A 24,831-nucleotide genomic window follows, 5' to 3' on the forward strand; every position below is an offset into this window, starting at 1 on the left:
TGTTTCCCGTGTCTCCTTATATAGCTAGAGAACTATGCTTGATGAGTAAAAATCTAGTCGATAATATGTTCCTTATATTCTTTATCATGCTAACAATTTCTTTTTGGCTTGGTATTTGGAAGTTGGGAGATCTTGTGGGAAATCCAAAATAGAAAGTAAAAAGTTGTGCTAGAGATGAGATTTTTATTTATTTTAATTATTAATACACCTTATTTCTTTTATTTAAAATGGAAGGATAAGCCTAAACAAAAAAATAAGTCCTTTTGTTATCTTTATAAGTTTTACATGATTTACTTGTGGTTTATCCTCATAATTTCCGTAATGGCTATCGGTATTTTATCCCTTGGAGTAGTAGCTGGTATGGGAAGAAAACTTCCGTTTGGTTTCTTTGTTATATCTTTTTTATGTATAGTTCTATTTAGTTTCTATATTTTTAGTATTCTAAAAGAGATAAAGGACTTAAAGCAAATAAAAGGTAAGTAAATATTAACTAAGAGAACTAGCTAACTAGCTTAAGTAAAATATAACACGACCATGATTCATGAGCCGTGTTTTTGTATGAATGTACAATTGAAAAATTTTTAGTTTTCACTTAAATAAAGTACATAATTGACAATGATTAGCTAAAAACATTTTTTGGTTATCTTAGAATTGAATGTTTAGAATGTGTGGTGGAGGATAAGAAGCCTTATTCATATTTGGATAGGCAAAAGGTTTTTTAGAAAGTAAAAGTATCTAACAACATCTTATGTCGTGAGCAATTATAAAATTAGTCAATTTCTTATAATTAATTTTTGAAATTTATTAACTATTATATAGTAAAAAAGGAGACTATGCGCTAGTCTCTTTTTTGTCGCTTAGATTTTTATTAGAAAAAATAAATTATTCTTTTGGTAATGAGTATACTTCGATATGATTTCCAAGTATTTTAATCTTGACTGGAAGTTTATCTGATTTATCACCGTCAACATCTGATTCTAACTCAGTATCAGAAGAAATTCTAATATTTTTTGCTTTAATATATTCGATGTGATCATTTGACACAACATCTCCTTTTAACAAATCTGGAATTGCAGATAGTTTAGAAAGGATGGAGGCATCTTTTAAAATTAAGATATTTCCATATCCATCTTTATTTTCGTCAAATAGTTTTTTATCAGCGTAATAGTTGGATAATAAGACTAAGACTTGACTGGCCTCACCGTTATAACTTCCATTTTAAGTTTCAATATGAATATTAAACACATCGTCTTTTATGATTGACTTCATTGTATTTAATGCATATGCGAAGATCCCAAATTTTGTTTTATTTTCTATATTTTGAAAAATTTGAACACAAAAATAATGCCATGTTATTAACTTTTCCTCTTAATACACTGAAAAAATGGTAATGAAGATATTAAAGATTATTAGTTATCATTTTCTCTCTTTTGCATAGAGAGAAACTCTTGAAGGAATAGTTTTTTAGCCTCTCCATCTGATGAAGTATCTAAATCCTCGATAATCATTCTGGCTACCTCTTCGCGTGAGGTTGTTCCATACTCTTCTAACAATTTATAATCAATCCGTTCTTCAACGTTTGTATACGGGTAACGATCAAGTAAGTCATCGATACGATTATCAAATTCATACTCAGTCCATAACTCTTCAAAGACATCCCTATAATTCTCTATATTAGACTCTGAAGCAATTAAAGATAATGTATCCAGAAAGCCAGATTTATATCCTTTTATTTCTGAACAAAGAGCGATGACTTCATCTTTATTAATTTTGGTTAAATCTTCTCGGATGTCTAATAAGTCCTTATCTCTAAAAAGTTTTTCAAAACCTTCAAGTTGAGTATTGAAGCTGCTTAATTTTGAATGCTCTGGTTGAACCAATATTTCTCTAAAATCCATAATAATCTCCAAATTTCTCTAAATAAAATATTAGAGTGTCATGAATAGACACTCTTGGAATGGAAGCTAAAAGTCAAATTAACTTGGAAAGGCTTACATATAAATATTATACATTTTATAAAAGTATACGTCAAATTTTATAAAAAATTCTCTATAAAATATAGTATTTTAAAAATTTTTTTTAAAAAAGCTCAAATTTCTATCGAATAGAGACTGATATATCATCTTAAATTAAACATAAAATACAATAAAGTTATTTTTTTATTCATTATATTGGCGATCGAGATAGAATAAATAATATAGAAAACAAACAAAAATAAACACGCTTTTATAGATATATAAACAAATGAATATATAAATTAACATAAATTAAAATGTTGTGAAAACGCAAACAATCTTACTATATAAAGGTTTATTGTCGTGTAAGAATATTTATGCTTTTTAAAAATACTCAAGCATTTTAGTTGACTTTGTTTGGGTAAAGGTTTATAGTTATATTAATCATAGAAAAATATTTTGGAAAAAATATCCGAAATAAGATTTTAGCTAAAATTCTACTATTTATTTTATCAATCCAAATTGATAATATTATTAATCAATGGAGATAGATAATATTTAAATAAATATTCTTTGATTTAGAAAGGTGGCCCATTATGCTATGGTCTATTATTGTAGGAGGCCTTATTGGTCTCATTGCAGGAGGAATTACTAAAAAAGGTGGTTCAATGGGTATCATTGCTAATGTTTTAGCAGGTTTAATTGGTTCATCAGTTGGACAATCCCTTTTGGGCACTTGGGGCCCATCTTTAGCAGGTATGGCATTACTTCCTTCAATTGCGGGAGCTGTCATTGTTGTTTGTGTAGTTTCATTCTTCTTAGGGAAGAAGGAATAAATTTCTTTTTTCAAAAATAGATCATAATCTTTATAACAGGAAAAGATTATGATTTGATTCTATTTATGAAAAGATTCCATATTTTGAAATCACAGAAGAAAAAGGCAACTAAGTAAAAGATGCAGTTGATATAAAATAAAATATATTACAACAGATGGAGGTAATAGTATGTCTACAGAAGAAAAAGTAAACCAAGCAAAAGGCGCAGTCAAAGAAGGATTCGGTAAATTGACTGGCGATAAGAAAACAGAGAAAGAAGGAGCTGCTGAAAAAGTAGTTTCTAAAGTTAAAGAAGTCGCAGAAGACGCAAAAGATGCTGTTGAAGGAGCAATCGAAGGTGTTAAAAATATGATTAAAGGTGACGATTAATAGTTGTCAAGATAAAAGATGGTAAGTGGTCATAATGTAACTTGTTTTTTATAATAGGTTAAATGACAACCAGATTTAATTCGAGTAAAAATTATTCTTAGAATAAATAAATTATAATGGAGGTAATAGTATGTCTACAGAAGAAAAAGTAAACCAAGCAAAAGGTGCAGTCAAAGAAGGATTCGGTAAATTGACTGGTGATAAGAAAACAGAGAAAGAAGGGGCTGCTGAAAAAGTAGTTTCTAAAGTTAAAGAAGTCGCAGAAGACGCAAAAGATGCTGTTGAAGGAGCAATCGAAGGCGTTAAAAATATGATTAAAGGTGACGATAAATAGTTGATAATAGTCATCTTTTAGTCCCTAATGACGCATTCTAATTAGCTCCACTATGGAGAATAGAGTGCGTTTTTGATTTTGTGAGATTAATTTGCTATTGTAACAGACATTTTTAAAAATTGCTGTTATCATAGATAGTTTCGTAGTATTCCTGTAATGGTATTTTGTTATAACATTAACAATTAAGGAGGTATTACAATGAATAAAATATTGATTCTACTATTTTTAACGATTTTGAGTATGCCTTTAATTTCATGCTCTAATCAAAGAAATCAGACTTTGGATGGGGAATATTATTGGGTTAGTGAATCTAGAAATGAACGAGCATTTACTATCTCAGGAAATAAAGGGATACTTGATAGTAGTGTTGCTGACAACTTTGTAATTGATCGAAAGAATGAAAAAATTGAGTTAATGGGCTCGCAAATGTTAAACCGTACAACAAGTTATACATATGAAGATGGCGTCTTTACTGTAGATATCTCTGGTGTAGAGCGTGATTATTATAAGAAAAATAGTGAGGCTTATAAGAAGGCACTGAAGGATTTAGATGAAAATTGACCACAATAATTAATCTTTTCTTTTGCTCTTGTCATTTAACGCTTATCCTATACAAAGGGATTAAGCGTTTTTATATTGTGTATCTCCTAGGTCAAGATTTGACTCTCAGTTATCCTAGTGTGTACTAAATCTGACAAAATTGACAAAATTACATAAATTTGATATAATAAATTTATATAAGGATTTGAATCAAATTACTACAACTAAGAAAGATCCTTTAAATAACAAGCTAGCCTTGTTGCTTGCTGTAAAATAGAAACAAGTTGTATAAATAGAAAGTGAGAATACTATATGAGAATAACAAGTTTTAGAGATATGGACACCACTGAAGATTTTGAATTTGTAGAAGAAAAAATGGGAGAGTACTTCCGTTGGGGGATTGCTGATTTCTATTCGCTTCAACAAGCAACTTATTGGATTGGGGATATCTTGAGAAAAGAACCTAGCGCTAATTTTGAAGTAAGAGCACGACTTTCAGAAGGTGATGATGTAGATGAATATGAAAGAATCGTGTTGTACGAAGGAGACCAGTGTTTTGATTCTTGGTTTTTAGAAGAGAAAGCAAGCTTCATGGCACCATATTCTATGATACTATTTCTCAATAAGGATACAAATGTGGCGTATGCTATTGAGAAAAATGAATTTGATGAGCCTGGACATGTGAAATATTTATGTGAGATAAGAAAATAAGAGAGTTGAAAAACTCTCTTTAAATTTAGTTATTAGTATATTGATAATTATATTTTTGAAAACTTCTTGATAAGAAAAGGAGGATCAGAATATAGGTATGAGAATTAAATACATTAAAATAATTGTATTGCTATTTATTAATCTTTTTTTAATTGGAGCTGGTATTATTACATACCCAAGAATGTAATAAAACAGTATGAGCAGATATTGTTTTACTAGAAGCATTTACTTTTTCTGCGGATTTATTTTCATCAAAGGAGTCTCAGGCTATAGAAGAAGAGCAGTATATGGTCATACACTACAAGAGAAAATAAGTGAAGAATTTGATAACGTTAGAAAACTTTTATAATTATTTGGTACAAAAAACAAAATGACAAGCCAAAAAGCCTTGGTTACCAAGGCTTTTTCCTGTTGATTTAGATGCCCCCTGCATGGATTTGGAAAGAACTTTCATATTGAGAGTAATTAAAAATGTTGAAATTTAATTGAATTTCGGAAGGCGCTTTTAGGTATTTTCAATATCATGATTAAAAAGTAGGGCAAAAAACATACTGAATTGAACTGTTTAGTAGCTTAAATATATCACGCTGTTATCTAAAAAGTTAATTTTATAGAGTTTACTAAGATAGTTGCTGAGCTTTTATTTATCACTCCAACTTTATTATTATACCATAAAAATAATTAGAAAAACAGACTTGTATTATTTTGAAATTTGTATATGATTAAGGTGTAAGAACTATAAAATAGCCTGTTAGAAAGAGGAGGAAAAGAATGAATCAGGCTATATAAAATTGGTGATTGGTATTTAATGTTGTAAAACAAGAAAGGGTAGGGTAAAAAATGCAAATACATAAAAAAATTTTTATAGTGGCGTTGGTTTTATCTATTTGTATCTCACTATATTTTCTTATCAATCCGTCTAATATCTTCACCTTTCCGATTCCTGTGAGTGAATTTGATGACACCACATTTAAATATTACATGTTTGTGAAGATTGGAATAGTATTATTATTTATCAAATTCTTACTGGATATATGCTTAGAATTTATCAAGAATTGGTTTAAAAATTTTTGATATTTCTTCACACAAAAGAGTCTGAGACAGCGTTTTGTTCCAGACTCTTTTGTGAGTTGTGAGCTCTGTTTTATAGATTCCACTGCTTGAGGGAGATTTCTCCGCTATTGAGCCAGATTTCTTCTTGCTTGTCTAATTGGACCAAGAGTTGGCCAGTATCAGAGATATCTTTGGCGAGGCCTTGATAGGTCTGTTGGTTCTGCTCAAAAGTGACAGTTCGGCCTAAAACCAGGGAGCGCTCTTTATAGAGGTAGACCAGTTCATCGACATCCGTTTGGAAGAATTCCTTCCAGATCTCACTGATGAGGTCATTGCGGGTGATGGGACAAGGCCCTTCAAATAAGGAACCAGCCTTGCTTTCTAGCTCTTCTGGAAAAGTAGGGATGGCTAAATTAAGACCGACTCCGATAATGACATCCGTGACGAGACCAGTCTCGATCGAGGTGATAGCCTCGGTGAGGATTCCCCCAATTTTTTTATGGCGGTAGTAAATATCGTTGACCCACTTGATATCGATATCGATCAGGGTCAGGTTTTTAATGGCCTTATAGATGGCTCCAGCTACCATGAGGGTATATGGTGGGAGCTCTGCAGGGGGCAATTGTGGCTTGAGGTGAAGGGACATATAGATGCCCCCTTGATCGGGGCAGTAGTAGTCACGACCAAAGCGGCCCTTTCCAGCGGACTGCGAATTGGCCAGATAGAGCGCCTTGCCGTCTTGATGGGTTTCTATGCCTAATTTGGCGTCCAATTGGGTGGAGCTACATTCTTCATTCAAGGAAACGGTCAATTGGGTATTTTTTGCGATCACTTCAGGAAGCAGAATATCGCCTGAGACCAGTTTGTAGCCCTTCTTTTTGAGGGATTCGATGACGACCCCATCTTTTTCTAGTCGTTGGATGGCCTTCCAGATAGAGGTGCGGGAAACACCTAGTTCTTTTGCCAGCTGCTCCCCGTTGACATAATCAGCTGCCTGAGAAAGGGTTTGAAAGAGGATTTCGTGTGTTTTCATAAGACCTCCTAGCGACTGCTGTCTCGAATCGTCAGTTTAGTGGCTAATTTGACCATATAGGGAACACTTGGTTGAGCCCCCTGAAAGGTTTGTCGCAACAGCTGAATGGCTTGCTTGCCCATTTCTTCTGTGTAGACGGTCACTGTAGAAAGGGCAGGAAAGACATACTTAGCAATCGATGTATCATTGAAGGAAATGATACTGACACGATCAGGAATTGCGATTTGGTGCTCCTGAAGAGAGCGAAGGGCTCCGACAGCCAAGGCATCACTGGCCATGAAAAAGGCAGTTGGTAAGTCGTCGCCCAAGTCTTGAATCAGCTGCTCCATCATCTGATAACCTGACTCAGTTGAGAATTGACCAACAGAGACAAAGCGCTCCTCATAAAGTCTTTTTTCCGTGAGAAACTGTTGAAAGGTCCGTTGACGGGGATCCATCTGAAGTGGTGTCGCATCTGCTGTCTCTTCCTGCCCGACCAAGAGCCCGATCTCCTTGTGGCCGTGCTCAAGGAAATACTCGAGAGCGGTGATGACAGAATCTTCTAGATCGGTCGTCACACAGGAATGCCCTAAATAGAGGGTATTGCTATCGACAAAAATCAGGGGTTTGCTGTAGCTTTCTAGATCTCGAATGGTCTTAGGACTGAATTTCCCAAGAGCGACGATGCCGTCTGCCTCTTGAATCAAGGACCAATCGTCATTATTGAAGATACGAAAGATCTCATAGCCTAATTCCTGGGCTTGTTTTTCTAACCCCATCCGAATGGCATAGTAGTAGAGGTCATCTAATTCTTCTTCGCGCGTGTACCATTCAAAAATGACGATTTTATGAAAATCCTCAACTGGTTGAGGCGCTGTTTTGCGGCTTTTCTTTTGGTAATGCAGGTCCTCGGCGATGCGAAGAATCCGACTGCGCGTGTCTTCACTGACCGATAAGGTCGCATCCTGGTTGAGGACACGAGAAACCGTTGCCTGAGAAACGCCTGCTTTTTCCGCAATGTCTTTAATCGTTGCCATAGTTCATCCTTTATTGATTTCTACTTCCAGTATACTCTAAAAACTAGTAAAAAGAAATAAAATTTTACTAAATTTTATGTTTGCTGCGATATTGGCTAGGAGTCAGTTGGCTATAGGCCTTAAAGGCTTTTGAAAAATAGAGGGGATCTGAAAAGCCCACCGAGTAAGCTACAATCTTAATGCTTTCGTCCGTATTGGTCAGTAACTGTTGGGCACGCTGCATGCGGACAGAGTGCAAGAATTCCTTGGGAGAGATCTGGTGAAACTCCTTAAAGACAGTTGTCAGATAGGAGCGATGAACATTGAGGTCATCAGCGATTTCTTGAATACTCAAGTGTTCTTTACCGTAATGCGTCTCAATCACATGCTTGCAGGTCAGATAGAGCTGATAGGTTGGAGAGAGATAGCTCTTTTGTACGTTGGGAGCTATTTCCCCAATGAGATAAAGGAGTTCATAGATCTGCGAGAGAAGGTGGAGTTGGTAGTGAGAAGTCATTTTCGAAGCCTCTGCCTTGTGGACGAGTCGCTCCATAAACTGGCCGATCTTTTCTGTTACCACCTCTGTTTTCTTTAGAAAACCTTTTTCATGCAGGGTTGAAAAACGCATGAAATCACTCACCTTGGTGCCACTGATGCCAATCCAGTAGTAGGACCAAGGTTCTTCGGCATCGGCCTTGTAGTAGGTCACTATATTTTTAGGGAGGAGAAAGAGATCCCCAGCCTCTAGGTGGATTTCTTTTTTATTGAAGTGGAAGACTCCCTTTCCCTTGGTAATAAAATGCAGAACAAAATTATCTCGGACGCTAGGGCCAAATTCATAGTTCTTCGGGCAATCTTCGTAGCCATAAAAATCAAGGGCTAGGTCAATGGTATCGGTTTGGTATTCAGAAAAGACTAACATCGGTAAACCTCCTACCTAACATTTTACCATATATGTCCAACAAAATTCTATTTTAGTAAGCGTATACATCAAGTAAAATAAAGACATGCTAAAAAAGAAAGTTATTGGAACTGAAATTAAAAATACATAGTGATATTTTTTCGGGTCCAATGGAGGAAGATATGGCAATTCGTATCGAACAAAATTTGTTCTATGTAGAAAGTAAGGGACTGAGCCTGATCCTTGAAAATCGAGATGGCTACCTAATGCTCAAGCATCTGGGATGTCCGATCCCGTCTTATCATTTTTCCAATACGGTGCATGAGAAGGATCATGCTTTCTCTGGAAATCCAACACCTGACAATCGGACCTTCAGCTTGGATACCCAGCGTCAGATTTTAGGACAGCACGGGCTTGGAGATTTTCGAAAGCCGTCTATTCAAATCCAGCACGGTGCCACAGAGGTGACGGATTTCCTCTATGTCGGAGCCAATATCTACTCTGGCAGTGTTGAAGCGTCTGGTCTTCCCAATCCCCATACAGTAGATAGCGCTGAAACCTTGGCCTTGGTTTTTGAAGATGATCAAGCGGCCCTTCGGTTAACCCTCTATTACACGGCTTACGAGGATCGGGCAACCATCACCAGCTTTTTAAAGATTGAAAACTGGAGTGATGAAACCGTCGTGATCCACAAGGCCCTCAGTGTGTTGGCCGATGTCCCAGCAGGTGACTATGATGTCATCACCCTTCAAGGGGCTTATGCGAGAGAAAAAACAGTCCGCCGTCAGCAAGTAGAGCAAGGAATCTTCTCCATCAGCTCCAACCGTGGTGCTTCTGGACACGCGCAGACCCCAGCCCTCATTCTTGCTGAGCATGAAGTGACCGAAGATGCCGGCTCTGCCCTTGCCTTCCAACTGCTCTACAGTGGGAATTTTGAAGGATTTGTTCAAAAGAATCAACTCAATGAAATTCGGGTTGGCTTGGGAATCAATCCAGAAAACTTCTCCTGGGAGTTGGCTCCAAATCAGAGCTTTGATACGCCAGTGGCCATGATCAGCTACTCCCATAAGGGATTGACCGGTCTCAGTCAAGAAAGTCAAGCATTTGTCCAAAACCATATTATTCCTAGCCCCTTTGCCCACAAAGAACGCCCGATTCTTATCAACAACTGGGAAGCCACCTACTTTGATTTCAAGAAAGAAAAATTATTGGAGCTGGCAGATGAGGCTCAAAAAGTGGGAATCGAACTCTTTGTTCTTGATGATGGCTGGTTTGGCAATCGCTATGATGATAATCGGGCTCTCGGTGACTGGACTGTCAATGAAGAAAAATTAGGAGGCACTCTAGCAGAATTGATCCAAGGCATCCACGACAAGGGGCTTCAATTTGGCCTTTGGGTGGAGCCAGAAATGATTTCTGTTGATAGCGACCTCTATCGGGCTCATCCGGATTGGGCTATTCAAGTCCCAGGCTATGAACACACCTATTCACGGAATCAACTAGTACTCGATTTCGCAAATAAAGAAGTAGTGGCTTATATCAAACAGGTCTTGGATGACTTACTTGGAAATCATGAGATCGACTATATCAAATGGGATATGAACCGCAATATCACTAAACTTGGAAATGGTAAAACCTACCTTGAAACCAAGATGCAATCCCATGCTTATATCTTGGGTCTCTATGAAGTGGTTTCTTACTTAACAGAGAAGTACGAGAACATCCTCTTTGAGTCCTGCTCCGGAGGTGGTGGCCGTAATGACCTCGGTATGATGCGTTACTTCCCTCAGGTCTGGGCAAGTGACAATACGGATGCCATTGCCAGACTTCCGATCCAGTACGGTTCTAGCTACCTCTATCCTACCATTTCTATGGGGGCTCACGTATCAGCTGTTCCAAATCACCAGATGGGACGGATGACACCACTTGAAACGCGAGGTCATGTAGCTATGATGGGAAATCTGGGCTATGAATTGGATCTAACCAGTCTTCCGCAAGAAGAGTTGGATAGGATTGCAGCTCAAGTCGCTCATTACAAAACGATTCGACTACTTGTTCAGTTCGGAAAACACTACCGCTTGATCAATCCAAGCCAAGGTAGCAATCAAGCAGCCGTCCAGTTCACTTATCAAGACCGCACGGTTGTAACCTATGTACGGGTCTTATCAACGGTTGAGGAGATCGAGCCGACCCTGAAACTCAAAGGGTTGGAAGAAGATGCGCTCTATCGCTTAGAAGGGACGGATCAAGTCTATTCAGGAGCCGAGCTCATGTATGCTGGCTTAACCGTCATTCTTCCTCAGGGAGATTTCCTCAGCAAACAATATGTTTTTGTCAAAAAATAAAAGGAGACAGCCAAATGAAATGGTATAAAAAAATCGGACTTCTTGCGACTACAGGCCTAGCCTTGTTTGGGCTCGGTGCTTGCTCCAACGATGGAAAATCTGCGGATGGCACAGTGACCATCGAGTATTTCAACCAGAAAAAAGAAATGACCAAAACCTTGGAAGAAATCGCGCGTGATTTTGAAAAGGAAAATCCAAAGGTCAAGGTCAAAGTTGTCAATGTACCAAACGCTGGTGAGGTGTTGAAGACCCGTGTCCTCGCAGGAGATGTGCCAGATGTGGTCAATATTTACCCACAGTCTATCGAACTGCAAGAATGGGCAAAAGCGGGTGTCTTCGAAGATTTAAGCAATAAAGACTATCTCAAACGCGTGAAAAACGGCTACGCTGAAAAATATGCTGTAAACGGAAAAGTCTACAACGTTCCTTTCACAGCCAATGCTTACGGAATCTACTACAACAAAGATAAATTCGAAGAATTGGGCTTGAAGGTTCCTGAAACTTGGGACGAATTTGAACAGTTGGTAAAAGACATCGTTGCCAAGGGACAAACTCCATTTGGGATTGCAGGAGCAGAAGCTTGGACACTCAATGGGTACAATCAATTGGCCTTTGCGACAGCAGCAGGTGGAGGAAAAGAAGCCAACCAATACCTTCGTTATTCTCAGCCAAATTCCATTAAATTGTCTGATCCGATTATGAAGGATGACATCAAGGTCATGGATATCCTTCGCATTAAAGGTTCTAAGCAAAAGAACTGGGAAGGTGCAGGTTATACAGACGTTATCGGTGCCTTCGCGCGTGGAGATGTCCTCATGACACCAAATGGGTCTTGGGCCATTACCGCGATCAATGAACAAAAACCGAAATTTAAGATTGGGACTTTCATGATTCCAGGGAAAGAAAAAGGACAAAGCTTAACCGTTGGTGCGGGAGACTTAGCATGGTCTATCTCAGCTACTACCAAACATCCAAAAGAAGCCAATGCCTTTGTGGAATACATGACCCGTCCAGAAGTCATGCAAAAATACTATGATGTGGACGGATCTCCAACAGCGATCGAAGGGGTCAAACAAGCAGGAGAGGATTCACCGCTTGCTGGGATGACCAAATATGCCTTTACGGATCGTCACTTGGTGTGGTTGCAACAGTACTGGACCAGTGAAGCAGACTTCCATACCTTGACGATGAACTATGTCTTGACAGGTGATAAGCAAGGAATGGTCAATGATTTGAATGCCTTCTTTAACCCGATGAAAGCGGATGTGGATTAGGAGTAGAGAGACGATGAAAAAAGTATTACAAAAATATTGGGCATGGGCTTTTGTGGTCATTCCCCTCTTATTACAAGCAATTTTCTTCTATGTGCCAATGTTCCAAGGAGCCTTTTACAGTTTTACCAACTGGACAGGTTTGACCTATAACTACAAGTTTGTTGGCTTGAACAACTTTAAGCTCCTCTTTATGGATCCAAAATTCATGAATGCGATTGGCTTTACTGCGATCATCACGATTGCCATGGTGGTTGGTGAAATTGCCCTTGGGATCTTCATTGCGCGTGTCTTGAACTCTAAAATCAAAGGGCAAACCTTCTTCCGTGCTTGGTTCTTCTTCCCAGCTGTTTTGTCTGGTTTGACAGTGGCTTTGATCTTCAAACAAGTCTTCAACTACGGTCTACCAGCCATTGGGAATGCCCTTCATATTGAGTTTCTCCAAACCAGTCTTTTAGGGACTAAGTGGGGAGCGATCTTTGCGGCTGTCTTTGTCCTTCTTTGGCAAGGGGTGGCCATGCCCATCATTATCTTCCTAGCTGGTCTGCAATCTATCCCAACTGAGATTACAGAAGCAGCAAGAATCGATGGTGCAACGAGCAAGCAAGTCTTCTGGAATGTTGAATTGCCTTACTTGCTACCAAGTGTCTCTATGGTCTTTATCCTAGCCCTAAAAGGTGGGCTTACCGCCTTTGACCAAGTCTTTGCCATGACTGGTGGGGGTCCAAACAATGCCACAACCTCACTTGGGCTCTTGGTTTATAACTACGCCTTTAAAAACAACCAATTCGGATACGCCAATGCCATTGCCGTAATCTTGTTCTTCTTGATTGTAGTGATTTCGATCATCCAATTGAGAGTATCTAAGAAATTTGAAATTTAAGAGGAGAAGCACGATGAAACAAGATGAAAAAAAAGCCTTGATTGGCAAATACATTCTATTGATTCTAGGATCGGTTCTGATTTTAGTGCCGCTCCTTGCCACCCTCTTTAGTTCCTTCAAACCCACCAAGGATATCGTAGACAATTTCTTTGGATTCCCAACGAATTTCACATGGGACAACTTTAGCCGTCTCTTGGCTGATGGGATCGGAGGCTATTATTGGAACTCTGTCGTCATCACTGTCTTGTCTTTACTTGCAGTAATGATCTTTATCCCTATGGCAGCCTACTCCATCGCTCGCAATATGAGTAAGAGAAAAGCCTTTACCATCATGTACACCCTCTTGATCCTGGGGATTTTCGTACCTTTCCAAGTCATCATGATTCCGATTACGGTTATGATGAGCAAACTTGGTTTGGCTAATACCTTTGGTTTGATTTTGCTCTACTTGACCTATGCGATTCCACAGACCCTCTTCCTCTATGTAGGGTATATCAAAATCTCTATCCCAGAAAGTCTGGATGAAGCAGCAGAGATCGATGGGGCTAATAAGTTTACAACTTATTTCCGCATCATCTTCCCAATGATGAAACCCATGCATGCGACAACCATGATTATCAATGCCCTTTGGTTCTGGAATGACTTCATGTTGCCACTCCTTGTCTTGAACCGCGATTCAAAAATGTGGACCTTGCCTTTGTTCCAATACAACTACGCAGGCCAATATTTCAACGACTACGGACCAAGCTTTGCCTCTTACGTGGTCGGTATCATCAGTATCACCATTGTCTATCTCTTCTTCCAACGCCATATCATTGCAGGAATGAGCAACGGCGCAGTGAAATAAGATACAAAGGGACGATTCAGCTTGCTGAAAATTTCTGTAGTACCCTAGGGCATCCACATCCGTAGACTACTGAAGTAGTAACGGCTGTGGAAATATAGGAAATCGACGTAGTGTGCTTGCACACAAGGAGATTTATCTTTTTTCCTAAGAAATTAGTCCCGTGTTCAATTCCAGATACAAAGTAACGATTCAGCTTGCTGATTTCAATCGTATCCTAGGAAGTAATTCTAAAATAGAAAAACTCATGAAAGCCAGGTCCTCAAAGACTTGGCTTTCAAAAAAGAAAGGGAACCATTATGCCAATTCAAAACAAAACCATGTTAATTACTTACTCAGATAGCTTAGGAAATAACCTTAAGGATCTCTATGAAAATCTGGAGAAACATTTTGGGGATGCAGTAGGTGGGGTTCACCTCTTGCCATTTTTCCCATCAACTGGTGACCGTGGCTTTGCGCCTGTAGACTATGACCAAGTGGATCCAGCCTTTGGAGATTGGGAAGATGTCAAACGCTTGGGCGACAAGTACTATCTTATGTTTGACTTTATGATCAATCACATTTCTCGTCAATCTAAATACTACAAGGACTACCAAGAAAAGCATGACCAAAGTGCCTATAAGGATCTCTTTCTCAACTGGGACAAGTTCTGGCCAGAGAATCGCCCAACTCAAGCAGATGTAGATTTGATTTATAAGCGCAAAGACCGGGCTCCAAAACAAGCTATCACTTTTGCGGATGGGACGACCGAGCATCTCTGGAATACTTTCGGGGAAGAGCAGATTGATCTAGACGTGACCAAGGACGTGACCATGGACTTTATTCGCAAGACCATCGAACACCTGGCGAGCAATGGCTGTGACCTGATTCGACTAGATGCCTTTGCCTATGCGGTGAAGAAATTGGACACCAATGATTTCTTCGTGGAGCCAGACATTTGGGATTTGTTGGATAAGGTGCGCGATATGGCGGCAGGCTACGGCGCTGAGCTTCTTCCAGAGATTCATGAGCACTATTCCATCCAATTTAAGATTGCCGATCACGACTATTATGTCTATGACTTCGCCCTTCCAATGGTAACCCTCTATACCCTCTATAGTTCAAAAGTGGAGCGTCTTGCCAAGTGGTTGAAGATGAGTCCGATGAAGCAATTCACGACGCTCGATACCCATGATGGGATTGGGGTGGTCGATGTCAAGGATATCTTGACGGATGAAGAGATTGACTATGCTTCAAATGAGCTCTATAAGGTAGGAGCAAATGTTAAACGCAAATATTCCACAGCAGAATACAACAATTTGGACATCTACCAAATCAATTCGACCTACTATTCAGCGCTTGGAGATGACGATCGTAAGTACTTCCTAGCCCGCTTAATTCAAGCCTTTGCACCAGGCATTCCACAAGTTTATTATGTTGGATTCCTAGCTGGGAAGAATGATTTGGAACTCTTAGAAAACACCAAAGAAGGCCGCAATATCAACCGTCATTACTACAGCAATGAAGAAATTGCTCAAGAAGTGGAGCGGCCAGTCGTGCAATCCCTTCTCAAGCTCTTTAGTTTCCGGAACAACTCGCAAGCTTTTGACATAGAAGGAAGCATTGAGGTGGAAACACCAGATGAACATACCATTGTCATCACGCGCCAAAATAAAGAGCAGACTGTCACAGCAGTAGCCCGAATCGATCTTGCTGAGGGCACTTACCAAGTGACAGAAAATGGTCGAGAAAAGGTGTTTTAAAATCTTTTAAAATCTCAATTGGGTGTCCTCCCAATTGAGATTTTTTGGTAAAAATTTACTAAAATTAACTTAAAATAGACAAAAGTGACTAGAGGTTGAAATAGGACAAAACCCTCTCTTCTATGCTTTTTTAACTTAAAATAAAAAATTAATAAAATTTTACTAAAAATACTTGAACTTTTACTTCTGATCAGATATAATACAAGTATAAAAACGTTTACAAAACTAAAGGAGTTTCTCATGACGACAACAATCACATCTCAAGATTTACAAGCAAAATTCCAGGCTGTCTTTGGGGAAAAGGCTGACCACACTTTCTTTTCACCAGGACGGATCAATCTGATCGGTGAACACACGGACTATAATGGTGGTCATGTTTTCCCAGCAGCCATCACACTTGGTACCTACGGAGCTGCAAGAAAGCGTGAGGATAAGGTCTTGCGTTTCTTCTCAGGAAACTTTGAAGACAAGGGGATCATTGAAGTTCCACTTGAAAATCTCCACTTTGAAAAAGAGCACAACTGGACCAACTATCCAAAAGGCGTGCTCCACTTCTTGCAAGAAGCTGGTCATGTCATTGATAGCGGTATGGATGTCTATGTCTACGGCAATATTCCAAACGGATCCGGTCTTTCTTCTTCAGCATCGCTTGAGCTCTTGATTGGCGTCATCGCTGAGAAACTATATGATCTTCAGTTAGATCGTCTAGATCTGGTCAAGATCGGGAAACAAACCGAAAATCACTTCATCGGAGTTAACTCTGGGATCATGGACCAATTTGCCATCGGTATGGGAGCTGATCAACGGGCTATTTATCTCGATACCAACACCCTAGAGTATGATCTGGTACCGCTGGACCTCAAAGACAATGTCGTGGTCATCATGAATACCAACAAACGCCGGGAATTAGCGGATTCAAAATACAATGAACGCCGTGCGGAATGTGAAACTGCCGTCTCTGAACTCCAAGAAAAATTGGATATCCAAACCTTAGGGGAATTGGATCTCTGGGCTTTTGATGCCTACAGCTACTTGATCAAGGATGAAAATCGCATCAAACGAGCTCGCCATGCTGTACTTGAAAACCAACGGACCCTCCAAGCTCGTAAGGCACTTGAAGCAGGTGATTTGGAAGGCTTTGGCCGTCTCATGAACGCTTCCCACGTATCCTTGGAGCATGACTACGAAGTGACAGGTCTAGAATTGGATACCTTGGTGCATACAGCCTGGGAACAAGAAGGCGTCTTGGGCGCTCGTATGACTGGAGCAGGCTTTGGTGGTTGTGCCATTGCCCTCGTAAACAAAGATAAGGTTGAAGCATTTAAAGAAGCTGTCGGCAAACGCTATGAAGAAGTCGTTGGCTATGCGCCAAGCTTCTATATTGCAGAGGTTGCGGCAGGAACACGGGTGCTTGATTAAAAAGGAGATAGGATGACAGAACAGGTATTAGATGCATTTGTCACAGCCGTCATTGCGGCGAGTGACTACGAAGAGATGGATCGGATTTATCTAAAAAATCGCATCATGAGTCGCGTTGGAGAAGAAGGGCTAGATGCTCCAGCCCAAAAAGAAGAGTTGATCGCACTCAAAGATCAGCTGGTAGAGATCGCTGTTGCAAATAGCAAGATCCAGGATGGTATGGCCGCAAAAGACAGTTTGGGTGCGGAGTTGATGGATTGGATCACCCCTAGCCCTAGTCAGGTCAACCATCGCTTTTGGGAGACCTACCGTCAGTCCAAAGAAGACGCGATTGCAGATTTCTATGCCCTCTCTAAGCGCAATGATTACATCAAAGTCAAAGCCATTGCGCAAAACATTGCCTTTGAGGCAGAAACTCCCTACGGTTCTCTTGAAATCACCATTAATCTGTCAAAACCTGAAAAAGATCCTAAAGACATTGCGGCGGCCAAGCTTGCCAAAGCTAGTCATTATCCAGCCTGCCAATTGTGTTTTGAAAATGAAGGCTATCAAGGTCGCCTAGACCATCCAGCCCGGGCTAATCACAGGATTATTCGCTTTGATATGGACGGTCATGATTGGGGCTTTCAATATTCCCCTTATGCCTACTTCAATGAACACTGCATTTTCCTCGATAGCCAGCATGTTCCTATGGCCATTAGCCGCAAGACCTTTGAGCGACTCTTGACCATTGTCGAGACTTTCCCAGGCTATTTTGCAGGGTCCAATGCAGACCTGCCCATTGTAGGGGGATCCATCCTGACTCATGACCATTACCAAGGCGGACGCCATACCTTCCCTATGGAGCTAGCTCCTGTTGAGGAAAGCTTTAGCGTTGAGGGATTTGAGGCTGTATCGGTAGGAATTGTCAATTGGCCCATGTCGGTTCTCCGGTTGCAATCGGACAACAAGGCGCAATTGATTGCCCTGGCAGACCATATCCTAACAGCCTGGCGAGGCTACTCGGATCCAGCCGTTCAAGTCTTAGCGGCATCCGACGGTCAGCCCCACCATACCATTACCCCCATTGCACGAATTCGTGATGGGCATTATGAACTGGACTTGGTGCTCCGTGACAACCAAACCTCACCAGAGCATCCCGATGGCATTTATCACCCACATGCGGATGTGCAACACATCAAAAAAGAAAATATCGGCCTGATCGAAGTCATGGGCTTGGCCATTTTGCCACCTCGCCTCAAGGAAGAGCTCAAGCAGGTTCAAGACTATTTGCTTGGACGTGAGAGCACGGTAGCGACCTACCACCAGCCTTGGGCAGATGATTTGAAAGCCACTCACCCAGCTATCACAGAAGAAGCAGAGGCAGAGGCCCTTGTCCGTGAATCAGTTGGCCAGATCTTTGCGCGCGTGCTGGAAGATGCTGGAGTCTACAAGAGAACATCAGAAGGACAAGCTGCCTTTAGACGCTTTGTTGCGACACTTTAAGTGTGGAGAAGCGGCAGAAATTTGGTACAATAAGAGAGAAGACAATAAGCGAAAGGAAAACAAATGGCAATACTCGTACTCGGAGGAGCTGGTTACATCGGTTCCCATATGGTGGACCGTTTGGTCAATGAAGGACAGGAAAAAGTCGTCGTGGTCGATAGTCTGGTCACAGGTCACCGTGCAGCGGTGCATCCAGATGCCGTCTTTTACCAAGGAGATCTGGCGGATCAAGACTTTATGCGCACTGTTTTTAAGGAACATGCAGATATTGACGCCGTCATCCACTTTGCGGCCTACTCACTGGTCGCTGAATCCATGGCCGATCCATTGAAATATTTTGATAACAATACAGCAGGCATGGTCAAGCTCTTGGAAGTCATGCATGAATGTGGGGTGCACTACATCGTCTTTTCTTCAACTGCTGCCACCTACGGCATTCCAGAAGAAATTCCGATTCTTGAAACCACTCCTCAAAAACCAATCAACCCTTATGGCGAAAGCAAGCTCATGATGGAAACCATTATGCGTTGGGCTGATCAAGCCTACGGCATCAAGTATGTGCCCCTTCGTTACTTTAATGTAGCAGGTGCCAAGCCTGACGGATCTATCGGAGAAGACCATGGACCCGAGACCCATCTCTTGCCAATCGTCTTACAAGTAGCCCAAGGCAAACGCGAGAAGATCTCTATTTTTGGAGATGACTATAAGACACCAGATGGCACCAATGTTCGGGACTATGTCCATCCATTTGACTTGGCAGATGCTCATCTTTTAGCGGTGGAGTATCTCCGAAAAGGGAATGAATCGACCGCCTTTAATCTGGGCTCATCGACCGGATTCTCCAATCTTCAAATCGTTGAAGCAGCTCGCAAGGTGACGGGACATCCGATCCCACTTGAGCTGGCCGATCGCAGACCAGGTGATCCAGATACTCTGATCGCATCCTCTGAGAAGGCGCGTGCCATCCTTGGCTGGCAGCCAAAATTTGACAATATCGAAACCATTATCCAAACAGCCTGGGCTTGGCATTCCAGCCACCCAGATGGCTACAATGATCGATAAGGAGGGACTGGGGACATCATTTTTGAGACTTTTTTAATAACATCTAAAACGACAGTTGATCTTGCTAAATGACTCGTTTCAGACGTCAGTCATTTCCTTAACCATCATAAAAAAGTGAGGTATTCAAAATGAATAAAACCACAAAAATGTTAGCCGTCTTCTTGACAGCGGGTCTTCTTTTAGCTGGTTGCGCACAAAAAGAGAGTACAAAATCTACTAGTCCATCGTCTACTAAGGCGACAAGTAAAGCAACAAGCAAATCATCCGCTAAAGAAAAGACAAAAGAGTCATCAACTGATGAAAGCAAAAAAGAAGATGCGCTAGCAGGTGCACAAAAAACTGTTCTCGAAACGAGTGATGAAGCAGGTAAGTCAACTATCACCTTGTATTACAAGGGAGATACCTTGTTATTACAAGAAAAAGTTGATGATTACGACGTCTCAAAAGTGCCTGGTGAGAACCCTCTTGAAACCATGAAAGAAGCCGTCGCTAAGAGCCAAGAAAAATTCAAAGATCTGATGGGCCATGGATTTGAACTAACATCAGAATACAAAGACGGAATCTTTTATATCCGCAATACCATTGATTACACAAAAATCGATTTTAATAAATTAAAAGAAATCGTACCAGGATTTAATCCCCTAGATGACAAAACAGTTAGTTATTCAGTAACGAAAGACAGCTTGATTAAGGGCGGTATGGTCGAAAAATAAATAAAATGGGGAGCAGCTACGTTTCGTGTACTGACCCCAAAAAGTTAGACAATTAATTCATCCAAAGGATCTAGTTCTGTATTGCACAGGACTAAATCCTTTTAGTTTTACCTTAATGCGTTTGTTGTTGTAGTAATCAATATAGTCTACAATAGCTTGTTCCAATTGCTCAAGTGAGTGAAACGTCTTCTCATAACCATAAAACATCTCAGACTTAAGAATGCCAAAGAAGGACTCCATCATACCATTGTCTGGACTATTTCCCTTACGTGACATGGACGGTTGGATCCCTTTATCCTCTAAAAATTGATGATAATACTGATGTTGGTATTGCCAACCTTGGTCACTATGGAGAATTGTATTTTCGTAATGCTCCTCTGTGAAGGCCTGGTCTAACATAGCTTTCACTTGTTCTAAGTTTGGTGAAGTTGAGAGATTGTAGGCAATAATTTCGCTGTTAAAGCCATCTAAAACAGGCGGTAAATACAATTTCTGTGTGCTATTTGGAATGGCAAACTCTGTCACATCTGTGTAGCACTTTTCCATTGGTTTGGATGCTTCAAACTGGCGTTGAATAAGATTATCTACTTTCTTGCCAACTTCTCCTTGGTATGAAGAATACTTGCGTTTACGACGAATACGAGCTGTTAAACCAAGAATTTTCATCAGACGCTGCACCCTTTTGTGATTGACCGCACGACCACGATTCCTTAATTCAAGAGTAACTCTACGATAGCCGTAATTTCCCTTATGTTCAACATAAATGGCTTGTATTTCCACTTTGATAGCTTGATCTTTATCTACTTGATTCAGTTGCTTTAAGTGGTAATAATAGGTTGAACGAGCAAGTTTGATAATGTTTAGAAGGATATCTAAAGGAAACTCTGTTACCAATCCTTGAACAATTTCTGTTTTTCTTCTTGCTCCTTTTCGTCCCTCAATCGGAGTTCTCTCAACTTTTTTAGAATAGCATTCTCCGCTCTCAGGTACTCATTTTCTGCTTGAAGACGTTCTAACTCTGTCATCTCTTCAGGTTTTTTCTTTGGTTTACGTCCCATTTTAGGCGGTTTCCCTCTTGTTTTCTCAACAATAGTATACCCGTTTTTCTTATATTGTGCTATCCAATTAGGCAACATTCCAACACTTGGAAGAGCATAATCTAGAGACACCCTTATTTGTGAACGACCTTCAATCAGAACTTTATCAATGATTTCTCGTTTTAATTTAGGAGAATAATAACGATTCCTCCCCTTTGTAACAAACTCTATTCCGTAACGATCCATCAATTTAATCATGTACTGAAGATTGGGAATTTTTATCCCAAATATATTTGAAAGCTCTTTGAAGCTTCTCCCTTGTTTTCTAAGTTCATAGACCTGAACTTTATCTTCATAAGTTAATTTCATTATAAAACACCCCAAAAGTTAGATTTTTTCTGTCTAACTTTTGGGGTGCAGTTCATCGTTGCTCTCTTTTTGTTTTAGATGTTGCGGAGAAATTAATGATTATTGTGAAAAAAAGAATGGATAGATGAAGAGGTTAAAGAAGTGGAGATTACTTTATCGTATAACCAATATGAGTTTGTATGTTTTTCAGACGAGCATTTTAGAAGATTTATGGGGCAGATAACTTCTCTTCTCGAGCTATTTCACTTAACCCCCTAGGCTTGGTAGGGCCACCAACCAGATGATTACAATGATCCATAAGAAGGAACTCAAGTGAGTCAGCTTGAGTTTTTTGTGTGGGTGAATGAGCTGGGGATACCACTAACTAGGCTTTTTTCTAGCTGTGAAAGATGTTATAATATGAAAAAATTTAAAGGAGACATGAATGGGAGATAAATACACAGTAAAAAGTGATCTTTCGGTGGCTGCTCAGCATGCTACTGCAATAGGATCTGCAAATGATCATCCAGCTATTACAGTTCAAAGAGATGAACAAACGACAGTTGCTGGTAATACTAGTGCTAAAAATGGTATTAGTCAATTTGAGACTCTTCAGGCTCAATTATCGAATCATATTGTGAATATGATTCAAAATATCCATAGCTTGGCCGACCAATTTGAAGATAAAGATGCCATGATTCGTCAAAATTTAAATATTTTGAATACTATTCAGTCTAAGCCGTCATTCTCGAATGAAGCGAAATCAAAATACTTAGATGTATTAGAGGATTAGATATGAGTGCAGAAGATACTTGGAATAAGCTCCATAAGAAAGAACGACAACTTTCAGAGAAGGAGTGGGACTTATATCAGCGGATAGAAAAATTAGATTTGAAAAAAATGGAAGTAATGGATCAGCTGTTGAATGATTCACATTGGTTAAATGATCTAGATTTTCTTTTCGAAGGTAGCAGATATCAAAGTCAAATGATAGATGACCAGTTAGAATTTCAGCATCAAGTGAGAATAATGGAATACAGTTTGGATGAAGAATTAGAAAAACTTCGGAAAGAACATAAATCTATTGAAATGAAGTTAGATTCAATTCACCAAGAAAAAAGACGATTAGTGACGGAGGAAATCACATGAGTATAGATATGTATCTAGAATCCGCCAGAAGTCAGGCAACTAGTTTATCTAGTATATCCACCCAGTGCGTGCAACAGAATATAGGATTGATTAAAGTTCTTGAAAATTTTGTCGCTGAAGAAAAATTAAAAGGGCATGCTTACGACTCAGCAAAGGCGCATATTACAAGTACTGTTATTCCTTTAATTCAAGGAATTGTCTTATACCAAGAATCTCTGGCGGAGGAGTGTCAAAAATTTGTCAGTCAGTATACCTCTGACGTAGATAGTAAAAGTTGGCGTCAAGTGGATCTAGAAGAAAAAATTAGAGAAGCAGATCAAAAGATTTCCAGTCTACGACAGTTAATGGAAACAAAATCGGATAATAAGATTTCAGCTTTTCTAAATCTTTCGGTATCCATAGCCGTATTTGAGGGAGTAAAACAAAAATTACAGAAAATATTAATTAGCCTGCTTACTTTTAATGCAGTCTCTCCAACTATCTTTTTAAATTCAGAGCGGTATTTATTGGCCGTTCAAAATGGTTTTGCCCAAGCTGCACAATCATGGGATGCTGCTAGTGGAACCTACTTGCCTCCGAGTAGTGGAGTGGATCTATCGTGGAAGCAAACAGTCTCTTTAGGATGGCAAAAACGTCAAGCAATCCTAAACAAAGTGAAGAATCCGAAGGTTGAAACGTTAGAAGACAAACTCTCAAAAATGTCACATGCAGAACTGGAGGAAGAGTATGGAGGGGTGATTCAAGCCTATAAAAGATTTACGACTATGGGGCAGGGTGATGTGGTTCTCTCCAAGTGGGATATGAATGATCTCAAATTGTTATGGAAGAGATATAATGAAGTTAAGGATGATCATTTAGGGTTATCACCTTCAGAATTAGCCAAGGTGGACTCCAAATTTAAGAAACGTATCGATGCAATGGATCAAGAAGCGTTAGAAGAGGCCTACCCTGAACTTAAAACATTGATCTCCATGGCTCATGTGAATCCATATGCACAACTATTTAAATCTGAAACAGAGCGAGCTAATTATCATTACCTACTAGACCGTTATTTCTTTTTAGATAGTCAAAAAATGCTCAGTTGGCGAGATCCTGCTTTTCAAACTAAATATGATTATTATATAATTGAAGAAGGTATTGATCCTTTTACAGGTAAACCTGCTACACAGGAAGAAATCAATCGTGCAAAAAATATCAAGAAGGTGAGAGGTTTTACTGATAGCCTCCAACTAGCAAGTACCTTGTATACATCTTATGTTGGATATAATCAGTACTACAATAAACCCTATACAACGTTCTTGGATGTATATAGTAAGGTAAAAGGGAAGATTCCTGTCTTCAATAGGAAACCAGTAATTCCTGTTTTTTCAAATAGATATTCAAAAATAGATTTTACTCAAACTGACTTTGATGTTGAGTTAATAAGAGGTAGATTGAAAACTGATCCAGATACGGCTTTTTTCTGGTCAGGACGAACAGATGGCATTGGAGGAATGGATGTTGCGAAAAAAATAGCAAAAAATAAAGGAGGAGTTACATTAGAATCTACGATTGATGATACGAACATTGTAATGCCTGAATGGGATTTTAATACTCCTTCAAGTGTAACAGCTTGGGAGGAAGCTTCGAATGTTTACGCAGAGCAAGTATCTGGTGAAATAAGAGCTGTAGTTGGTAGCGAACTACGACCAGGAAATATTTGGGAAAACATCGAACTACCAAGATTGAAGGCCAATCCAAATGTTACTAAGGTTACAACAATAGATCCTAAAACAGGGGTAGAAAAAATTATATTCGAGAGGTAGA

At 39.7% G+C, this 24,831-nt stretch carries 22 protein-coding genes and 1 pseudogene; 17 read left to right on the forward strand and 6 right to left on the reverse strand.

Translation table 11 applies throughout. The annotated features are described in order from the left end of the window. Positions 1 to 882: 882 nt before the first annotated feature. Both RDV49_RS05800 and RDV49_RS05805 read right to left on the reverse strand, forming a co-directional pair. A pseudogene (locus RDV49_RS05800) lies at positions 883 to 1,317 on the reverse strand (diacylglycerol/lipid kinase family protein); the annotation flags it as partial. A 92-nt stretch (positions 1,318 to 1,409) separates the two neighbouring features. Then, a complete protein-coding gene (locus tag RDV49_RS05805; RefSeq protein WP_003010649.1) occupies positions 1,410 to 1,898 on the reverse strand; it encodes a hypothetical protein in 489 nt (162 codons plus the stop codon). 653 nt (positions 1,899 to 2,551) lie between these two features. Here RDV49_RS05805 and RDV49_RS05810 point away from each other — a divergent pair. From RDV49_RS05810 to RDV49_RS05830, 5 genes are all read left to right on the forward strand, one after another. Continuing rightward, a complete protein-coding gene (locus tag RDV49_RS05810) occupies positions 2,552 to 2,791 on the forward strand; it encodes a GlsB/YeaQ/YmgE family stress response membrane protein (RefSeq protein WP_003007835.1) in 240 nt (79 codons plus the stop codon). A 168-nt stretch (positions 2,792 to 2,959) separates the two neighbouring features. Further along, entirely contained in the window at positions 2,960 to 3,160 is a 201-nt protein-coding gene (locus RDV49_RS05815) for a CsbD family protein (protein WP_031573741.1), read from the forward strand. Between the two features lie 130 nt (positions 3,161 to 3,290). Continuing rightward, entirely contained in the window at positions 3,291 to 3,494 is a 204-nt protein-coding gene (locus RDV49_RS05820) for a CsbD family protein (RefSeq protein WP_021153476.1), read from the forward strand. Positions 3,495 to 3,692: 198 nt separating this feature from the next. After that, positions 3,693 to 4,055 (forward strand): hypothetical protein, encoded by a 363-nt coding sequence (locus tag RDV49_RS05825; RefSeq protein WP_003007834.1) that lies wholly within the window; start codon positions 3,693 to 3,695, stop codon positions 4,053 to 4,055. 291 nt (positions 4,056 to 4,346) lie between these two features. Beyond that, positions 4,347 to 4,745: a hypothetical protein gene (locus RDV49_RS05830; RefSeq protein ID WP_003007833.1), complete on the forward strand. Its 399-nt coding sequence runs from the start codon at positions 4,347 to 4,349 to the stop codon at positions 4,743 to 4,745. 1,144 nt (positions 4,746 to 5,889) lie between these two features. Here the strand turns inward: RDV49_RS05830 and birA are convergent. The 3 genes from birA to RDV49_RS05845 all read right to left on the reverse strand — a co-directional run bounded on the left by birA (position 5,890) and on the right by RDV49_RS05845 (position 8,748). Beyond that, entirely contained in the window at positions 5,890 to 6,831 is a 942-nt protein-coding gene (gene birA, locus RDV49_RS05835) for a bifunctional biotin--[acetyl-CoA-carboxylase] ligase/biotin operon repressor BirA (protein WP_003007831.1), read from the reverse strand. An 8-nt stretch (positions 6,832 to 6,839) separates the two neighbouring features. Further along, positions 6,840 to 7,847, reverse strand: coding sequence for a LacI family DNA-binding transcriptional regulator (locus RDV49_RS05840; protein WP_003007830.1), 1,008 nt, complete (start codon positions 7,845 to 7,847; stop codon positions 6,840 to 6,842). A gap of 67 nt (positions 7,848 to 7,914) precedes the next feature. Then, the gene (locus tag RDV49_RS05845) at positions 7,915 to 8,748 is read right to left on the reverse strand and encodes an AraC family transcriptional regulator (protein WP_003007829.1); all 834 of its coding nucleotides are present in this window, start codon (positions 8,746 to 8,748) and stop codon (positions 7,915 to 7,917) included. 161 nt (positions 8,749 to 8,909) lie between these two features. On the opposite strand from RDV49_RS05845, the gene RDV49_RS05850 reads away from it, so the two are divergent. From RDV49_RS05850 to RDV49_RS05890, 9 genes are all read left to right on the forward strand, one after another. After that, positions 8,910 to 11,072, forward strand: a complete 2,163-nt coding sequence (locus RDV49_RS05850; protein WP_037607955.1) for an alpha-galactosidase — start codon at positions 8,910 to 8,912, stop codon at positions 11,070 to 11,072. A 14-nt stretch (positions 11,073 to 11,086) separates the two neighbouring features. After that, entirely contained in the window at positions 11,087 to 12,346 is a 1,260-nt protein-coding gene (locus RDV49_RS05855; RefSeq protein ID WP_003007827.1) for an extracellular solute-binding protein, read from the forward strand. Between the two features lie 13 nt (positions 12,347 to 12,359). Beyond that, a complete protein-coding gene (locus tag RDV49_RS05860; protein ID WP_023022883.1) occupies positions 12,360 to 13,226 on the forward strand; it encodes a carbohydrate ABC transporter permease in 867 nt (288 codons plus the stop codon). 13 nt (positions 13,227 to 13,239) lie between these two features. Continuing rightward, complete coding sequence (locus tag RDV49_RS05865) at positions 13,240 to 14,073, forward strand: carbohydrate ABC transporter permease (RefSeq protein WP_037607947.1); 834 nt, start codon at positions 13,240 to 13,242, stop codon at positions 14,071 to 14,073. 296 nt (positions 14,074 to 14,369) lie between these two features. Beyond that, positions 14,370 to 15,812, forward strand: coding sequence for a sucrose phosphorylase (gene gtfA / locus RDV49_RS05870; RefSeq protein ID WP_003007824.1), 1,443 nt, complete (start codon positions 14,370 to 14,372; stop codon positions 15,810 to 15,812). A gap of 240 nt (positions 15,813 to 16,052) precedes the next feature. Further along, the gene (locus RDV49_RS05875) at positions 16,053 to 17,231 is read left to right on the forward strand and encodes a galactokinase (RefSeq protein ID WP_229060294.1); all 1,179 of its coding nucleotides are present in this window, start codon (positions 16,053 to 16,055) and stop codon (positions 17,229 to 17,231) included. A 12-nt stretch (positions 17,232 to 17,243) separates the two neighbouring features. Beyond that, positions 17,244 to 18,716, forward strand: coding sequence for a UDP-glucose--hexose-1-phosphate uridylyltransferase (gene galT / locus RDV49_RS05880; protein ID WP_003007822.1), 1,473 nt, complete (start codon positions 17,244 to 17,246; stop codon positions 18,714 to 18,716). Between the two features lie 63 nt (positions 18,717 to 18,779). Next, on the forward strand, positions 18,780 to 19,778 hold the full coding sequence (galE, locus tag RDV49_RS05885; RefSeq protein ID WP_003007821.1) for a UDP-glucose 4-epimerase GalE: 999 nt from the start codon (positions 18,780 to 18,782) through the stop codon (positions 19,776 to 19,778). Between the two features lie 128 nt (positions 19,779 to 19,906). Next, positions 19,907 to 20,491: a DUF1307 domain-containing protein gene (locus tag RDV49_RS05890; RefSeq protein WP_003007820.1), complete on the forward strand. Its 585-nt coding sequence runs from the start codon at positions 19,907 to 19,909 to the stop codon at positions 20,489 to 20,491. Between the two features lie 57 nt (positions 20,492 to 20,548). Here RDV49_RS05890 and RDV49_RS05895 read toward each other — a convergent pair. Further along, a protein-coding gene (locus RDV49_RS05895; protein ID WP_155106230.1) for an IS3 family transposase occupies positions 20,549 to 21,897 on the reverse strand; the annotation gives its coding sequence in 2 pieces (ribosomal slippage) (positions 20,549 to 21,465 and positions 21,465 to 21,897; 1,350 coding nt in all). 424 nt (positions 21,898 to 22,321) lie between these two features. On the opposite strand from RDV49_RS05895, the gene RDV49_RS05900 reads away from it, so the two are divergent. From RDV49_RS05900 to RDV49_RS05910, 3 genes are read left to right on the forward strand one after another with little or no spacing between them, the layout of a single operon-like run. Further along, the gene (locus RDV49_RS05900) at positions 22,322 to 22,669 is read left to right on the forward strand and encodes a TIGR04197 family type VII secretion effector (protein ID WP_003007817.1); all 348 of its coding nucleotides are present in this window, start codon (positions 22,322 to 22,324) and stop codon (positions 22,667 to 22,669) included. Positions 22,670 to 22,671: 2 nt separating this feature from the next. Further along, positions 22,672 to 23,025: a DUF3958 family protein gene (locus tag RDV49_RS05905; protein ID WP_003007816.1), complete on the forward strand. Its 354-nt coding sequence runs from the start codon at positions 22,672 to 22,674 to the stop codon at positions 23,023 to 23,025. After that, entirely contained in the window at positions 23,022 to 24,830 is a 1,809-nt protein-coding gene (locus RDV49_RS05910) for a hypothetical protein (protein ID WP_003007815.1), read from the forward strand. The genes RDV49_RS05905 and RDV49_RS05910 overlap by 4 nt, the downstream gene beginning before the upstream one ends. Position 24,831 lies beyond the last annotated feature (1 nt).

The sequence above is a fragment of the Streptococcus parasanguinis genome (assembly GCF_031582885.1).
Taxonomy (GTDB): Bacteria; Bacillota; Bacilli; order Lactobacillales; family Streptococcaceae; genus Streptococcus; species Streptococcus parasanguinis_M.

What these genes read in the sequence shown, in the direction of transcription:
- RDV49_RS05805 (WP_003010649.1), bottom strand. Translation starts at nt 1,898, where the DNA reads ATGGATTTTAGAGAAATATTGGTTCAACCAGAGCATTCAAAATTAAGC.
- RDV49_RS05810 (WP_003007835.1), top strand. Translation starts at nt 2,552, where the DNA reads ATGCTATGGTCTATTATTGTAGGAGGCCTTATTGGTCTCATTGCAGGA.
- RDV49_RS05815 (WP_031573741.1), top strand. Translation starts at nt 2,960, where the DNA reads ATGTCTACAGAAGAAAAAGTAAACCAAGCAAAAGGCGCAGTCAAAGAA.
- RDV49_RS05820 (WP_021153476.1), top strand. Translation starts at nt 3,291, where the DNA reads ATGTCTACAGAAGAAAAAGTAAACCAAGCAAAAGGTGCAGTCAAAGAA.
- RDV49_RS05825 (WP_003007834.1), top strand. Translation starts at nt 3,693, where the DNA reads ATGAATAAAATATTGATTCTACTATTTTTAACGATTTTGAGTATGCCT.
- RDV49_RS05830 (WP_003007833.1), top strand. Translation starts at nt 4,347, where the DNA reads ATGAGAATAACAAGTTTTAGAGATATGGACACCACTGAAGATTTTGAA.
- birA (WP_003007831.1), bottom strand. Translation starts at nt 6,831, where the DNA reads ATGAAAACACACGAAATCCTCTTTCAAACCCTTTCTCAGGCAGCTGAT.
- RDV49_RS05840 (WP_003007830.1), bottom strand. Translation starts at nt 7,847, where the DNA reads ATGGCAACGATTAAAGACATTGCGGAAAAAGCAGGCGTTTCTCAGGCA.
- RDV49_RS05845 (WP_003007829.1), bottom strand. Translation starts at nt 8,748, where the DNA reads ATGTTAGTCTTTTCTGAATACCAAACCGATACCATTGACCTAGCCCTT.
- RDV49_RS05850 (WP_037607955.1), top strand. Translation starts at nt 8,910, where the DNA reads ATGGCAATTCGTATCGAACAAAATTTGTTCTATGTAGAAAGTAAGGGA.
- RDV49_RS05855 (WP_003007827.1), top strand. Translation starts at nt 11,087, where the DNA reads ATGAAATGGTATAAAAAAATCGGACTTCTTGCGACTACAGGCCTAGCC.
- RDV49_RS05860 (WP_023022883.1), top strand. Translation starts at nt 12,360, where the DNA reads ATGAAAAAAGTATTACAAAAATATTGGGCATGGGCTTTTGTGGTCATT.
- RDV49_RS05865 (WP_037607947.1), top strand. Translation starts at nt 13,240, where the DNA reads ATGAAACAAGATGAAAAAAAAGCCTTGATTGGCAAATACATTCTATTG.
- gtfA (WP_003007824.1), top strand. Translation starts at nt 14,370, where the DNA reads ATGCCAATTCAAAACAAAACCATGTTAATTACTTACTCAGATAGCTTA.
- RDV49_RS05875 (WP_229060294.1), top strand. Translation starts at nt 16,053, where the DNA reads ATGACGACAACAATCACATCTCAAGATTTACAAGCAAAATTCCAGGCT.
- galT (WP_003007822.1), top strand. Translation starts at nt 17,244, where the DNA reads ATGACAGAACAGGTATTAGATGCATTTGTCACAGCCGTCATTGCGGCG.
- galE (WP_003007821.1), top strand. Translation starts at nt 18,780, where the DNA reads ATGGCAATACTCGTACTCGGAGGAGCTGGTTACATCGGTTCCCATATG.
- RDV49_RS05890 (WP_003007820.1), top strand. Translation starts at nt 19,907, where the DNA reads ATGAATAAAACCACAAAAATGTTAGCCGTCTTCTTGACAGCGGGTCTT.
- RDV49_RS05900 (WP_003007817.1), top strand. Translation starts at nt 22,322, where the DNA reads ATGGGAGATAAATACACAGTAAAAAGTGATCTTTCGGTGGCTGCTCAG.
- RDV49_RS05905 (WP_003007816.1), top strand. Translation starts at nt 22,672, where the DNA reads ATGAGTGCAGAAGATACTTGGAATAAGCTCCATAAGAAAGAACGACAA.
- RDV49_RS05910 (WP_003007815.1), top strand. Translation starts at nt 23,022, where the DNA reads ATGAGTATAGATATGTATCTAGAATCCGCCAGAAGTCAGGCAACTAGT.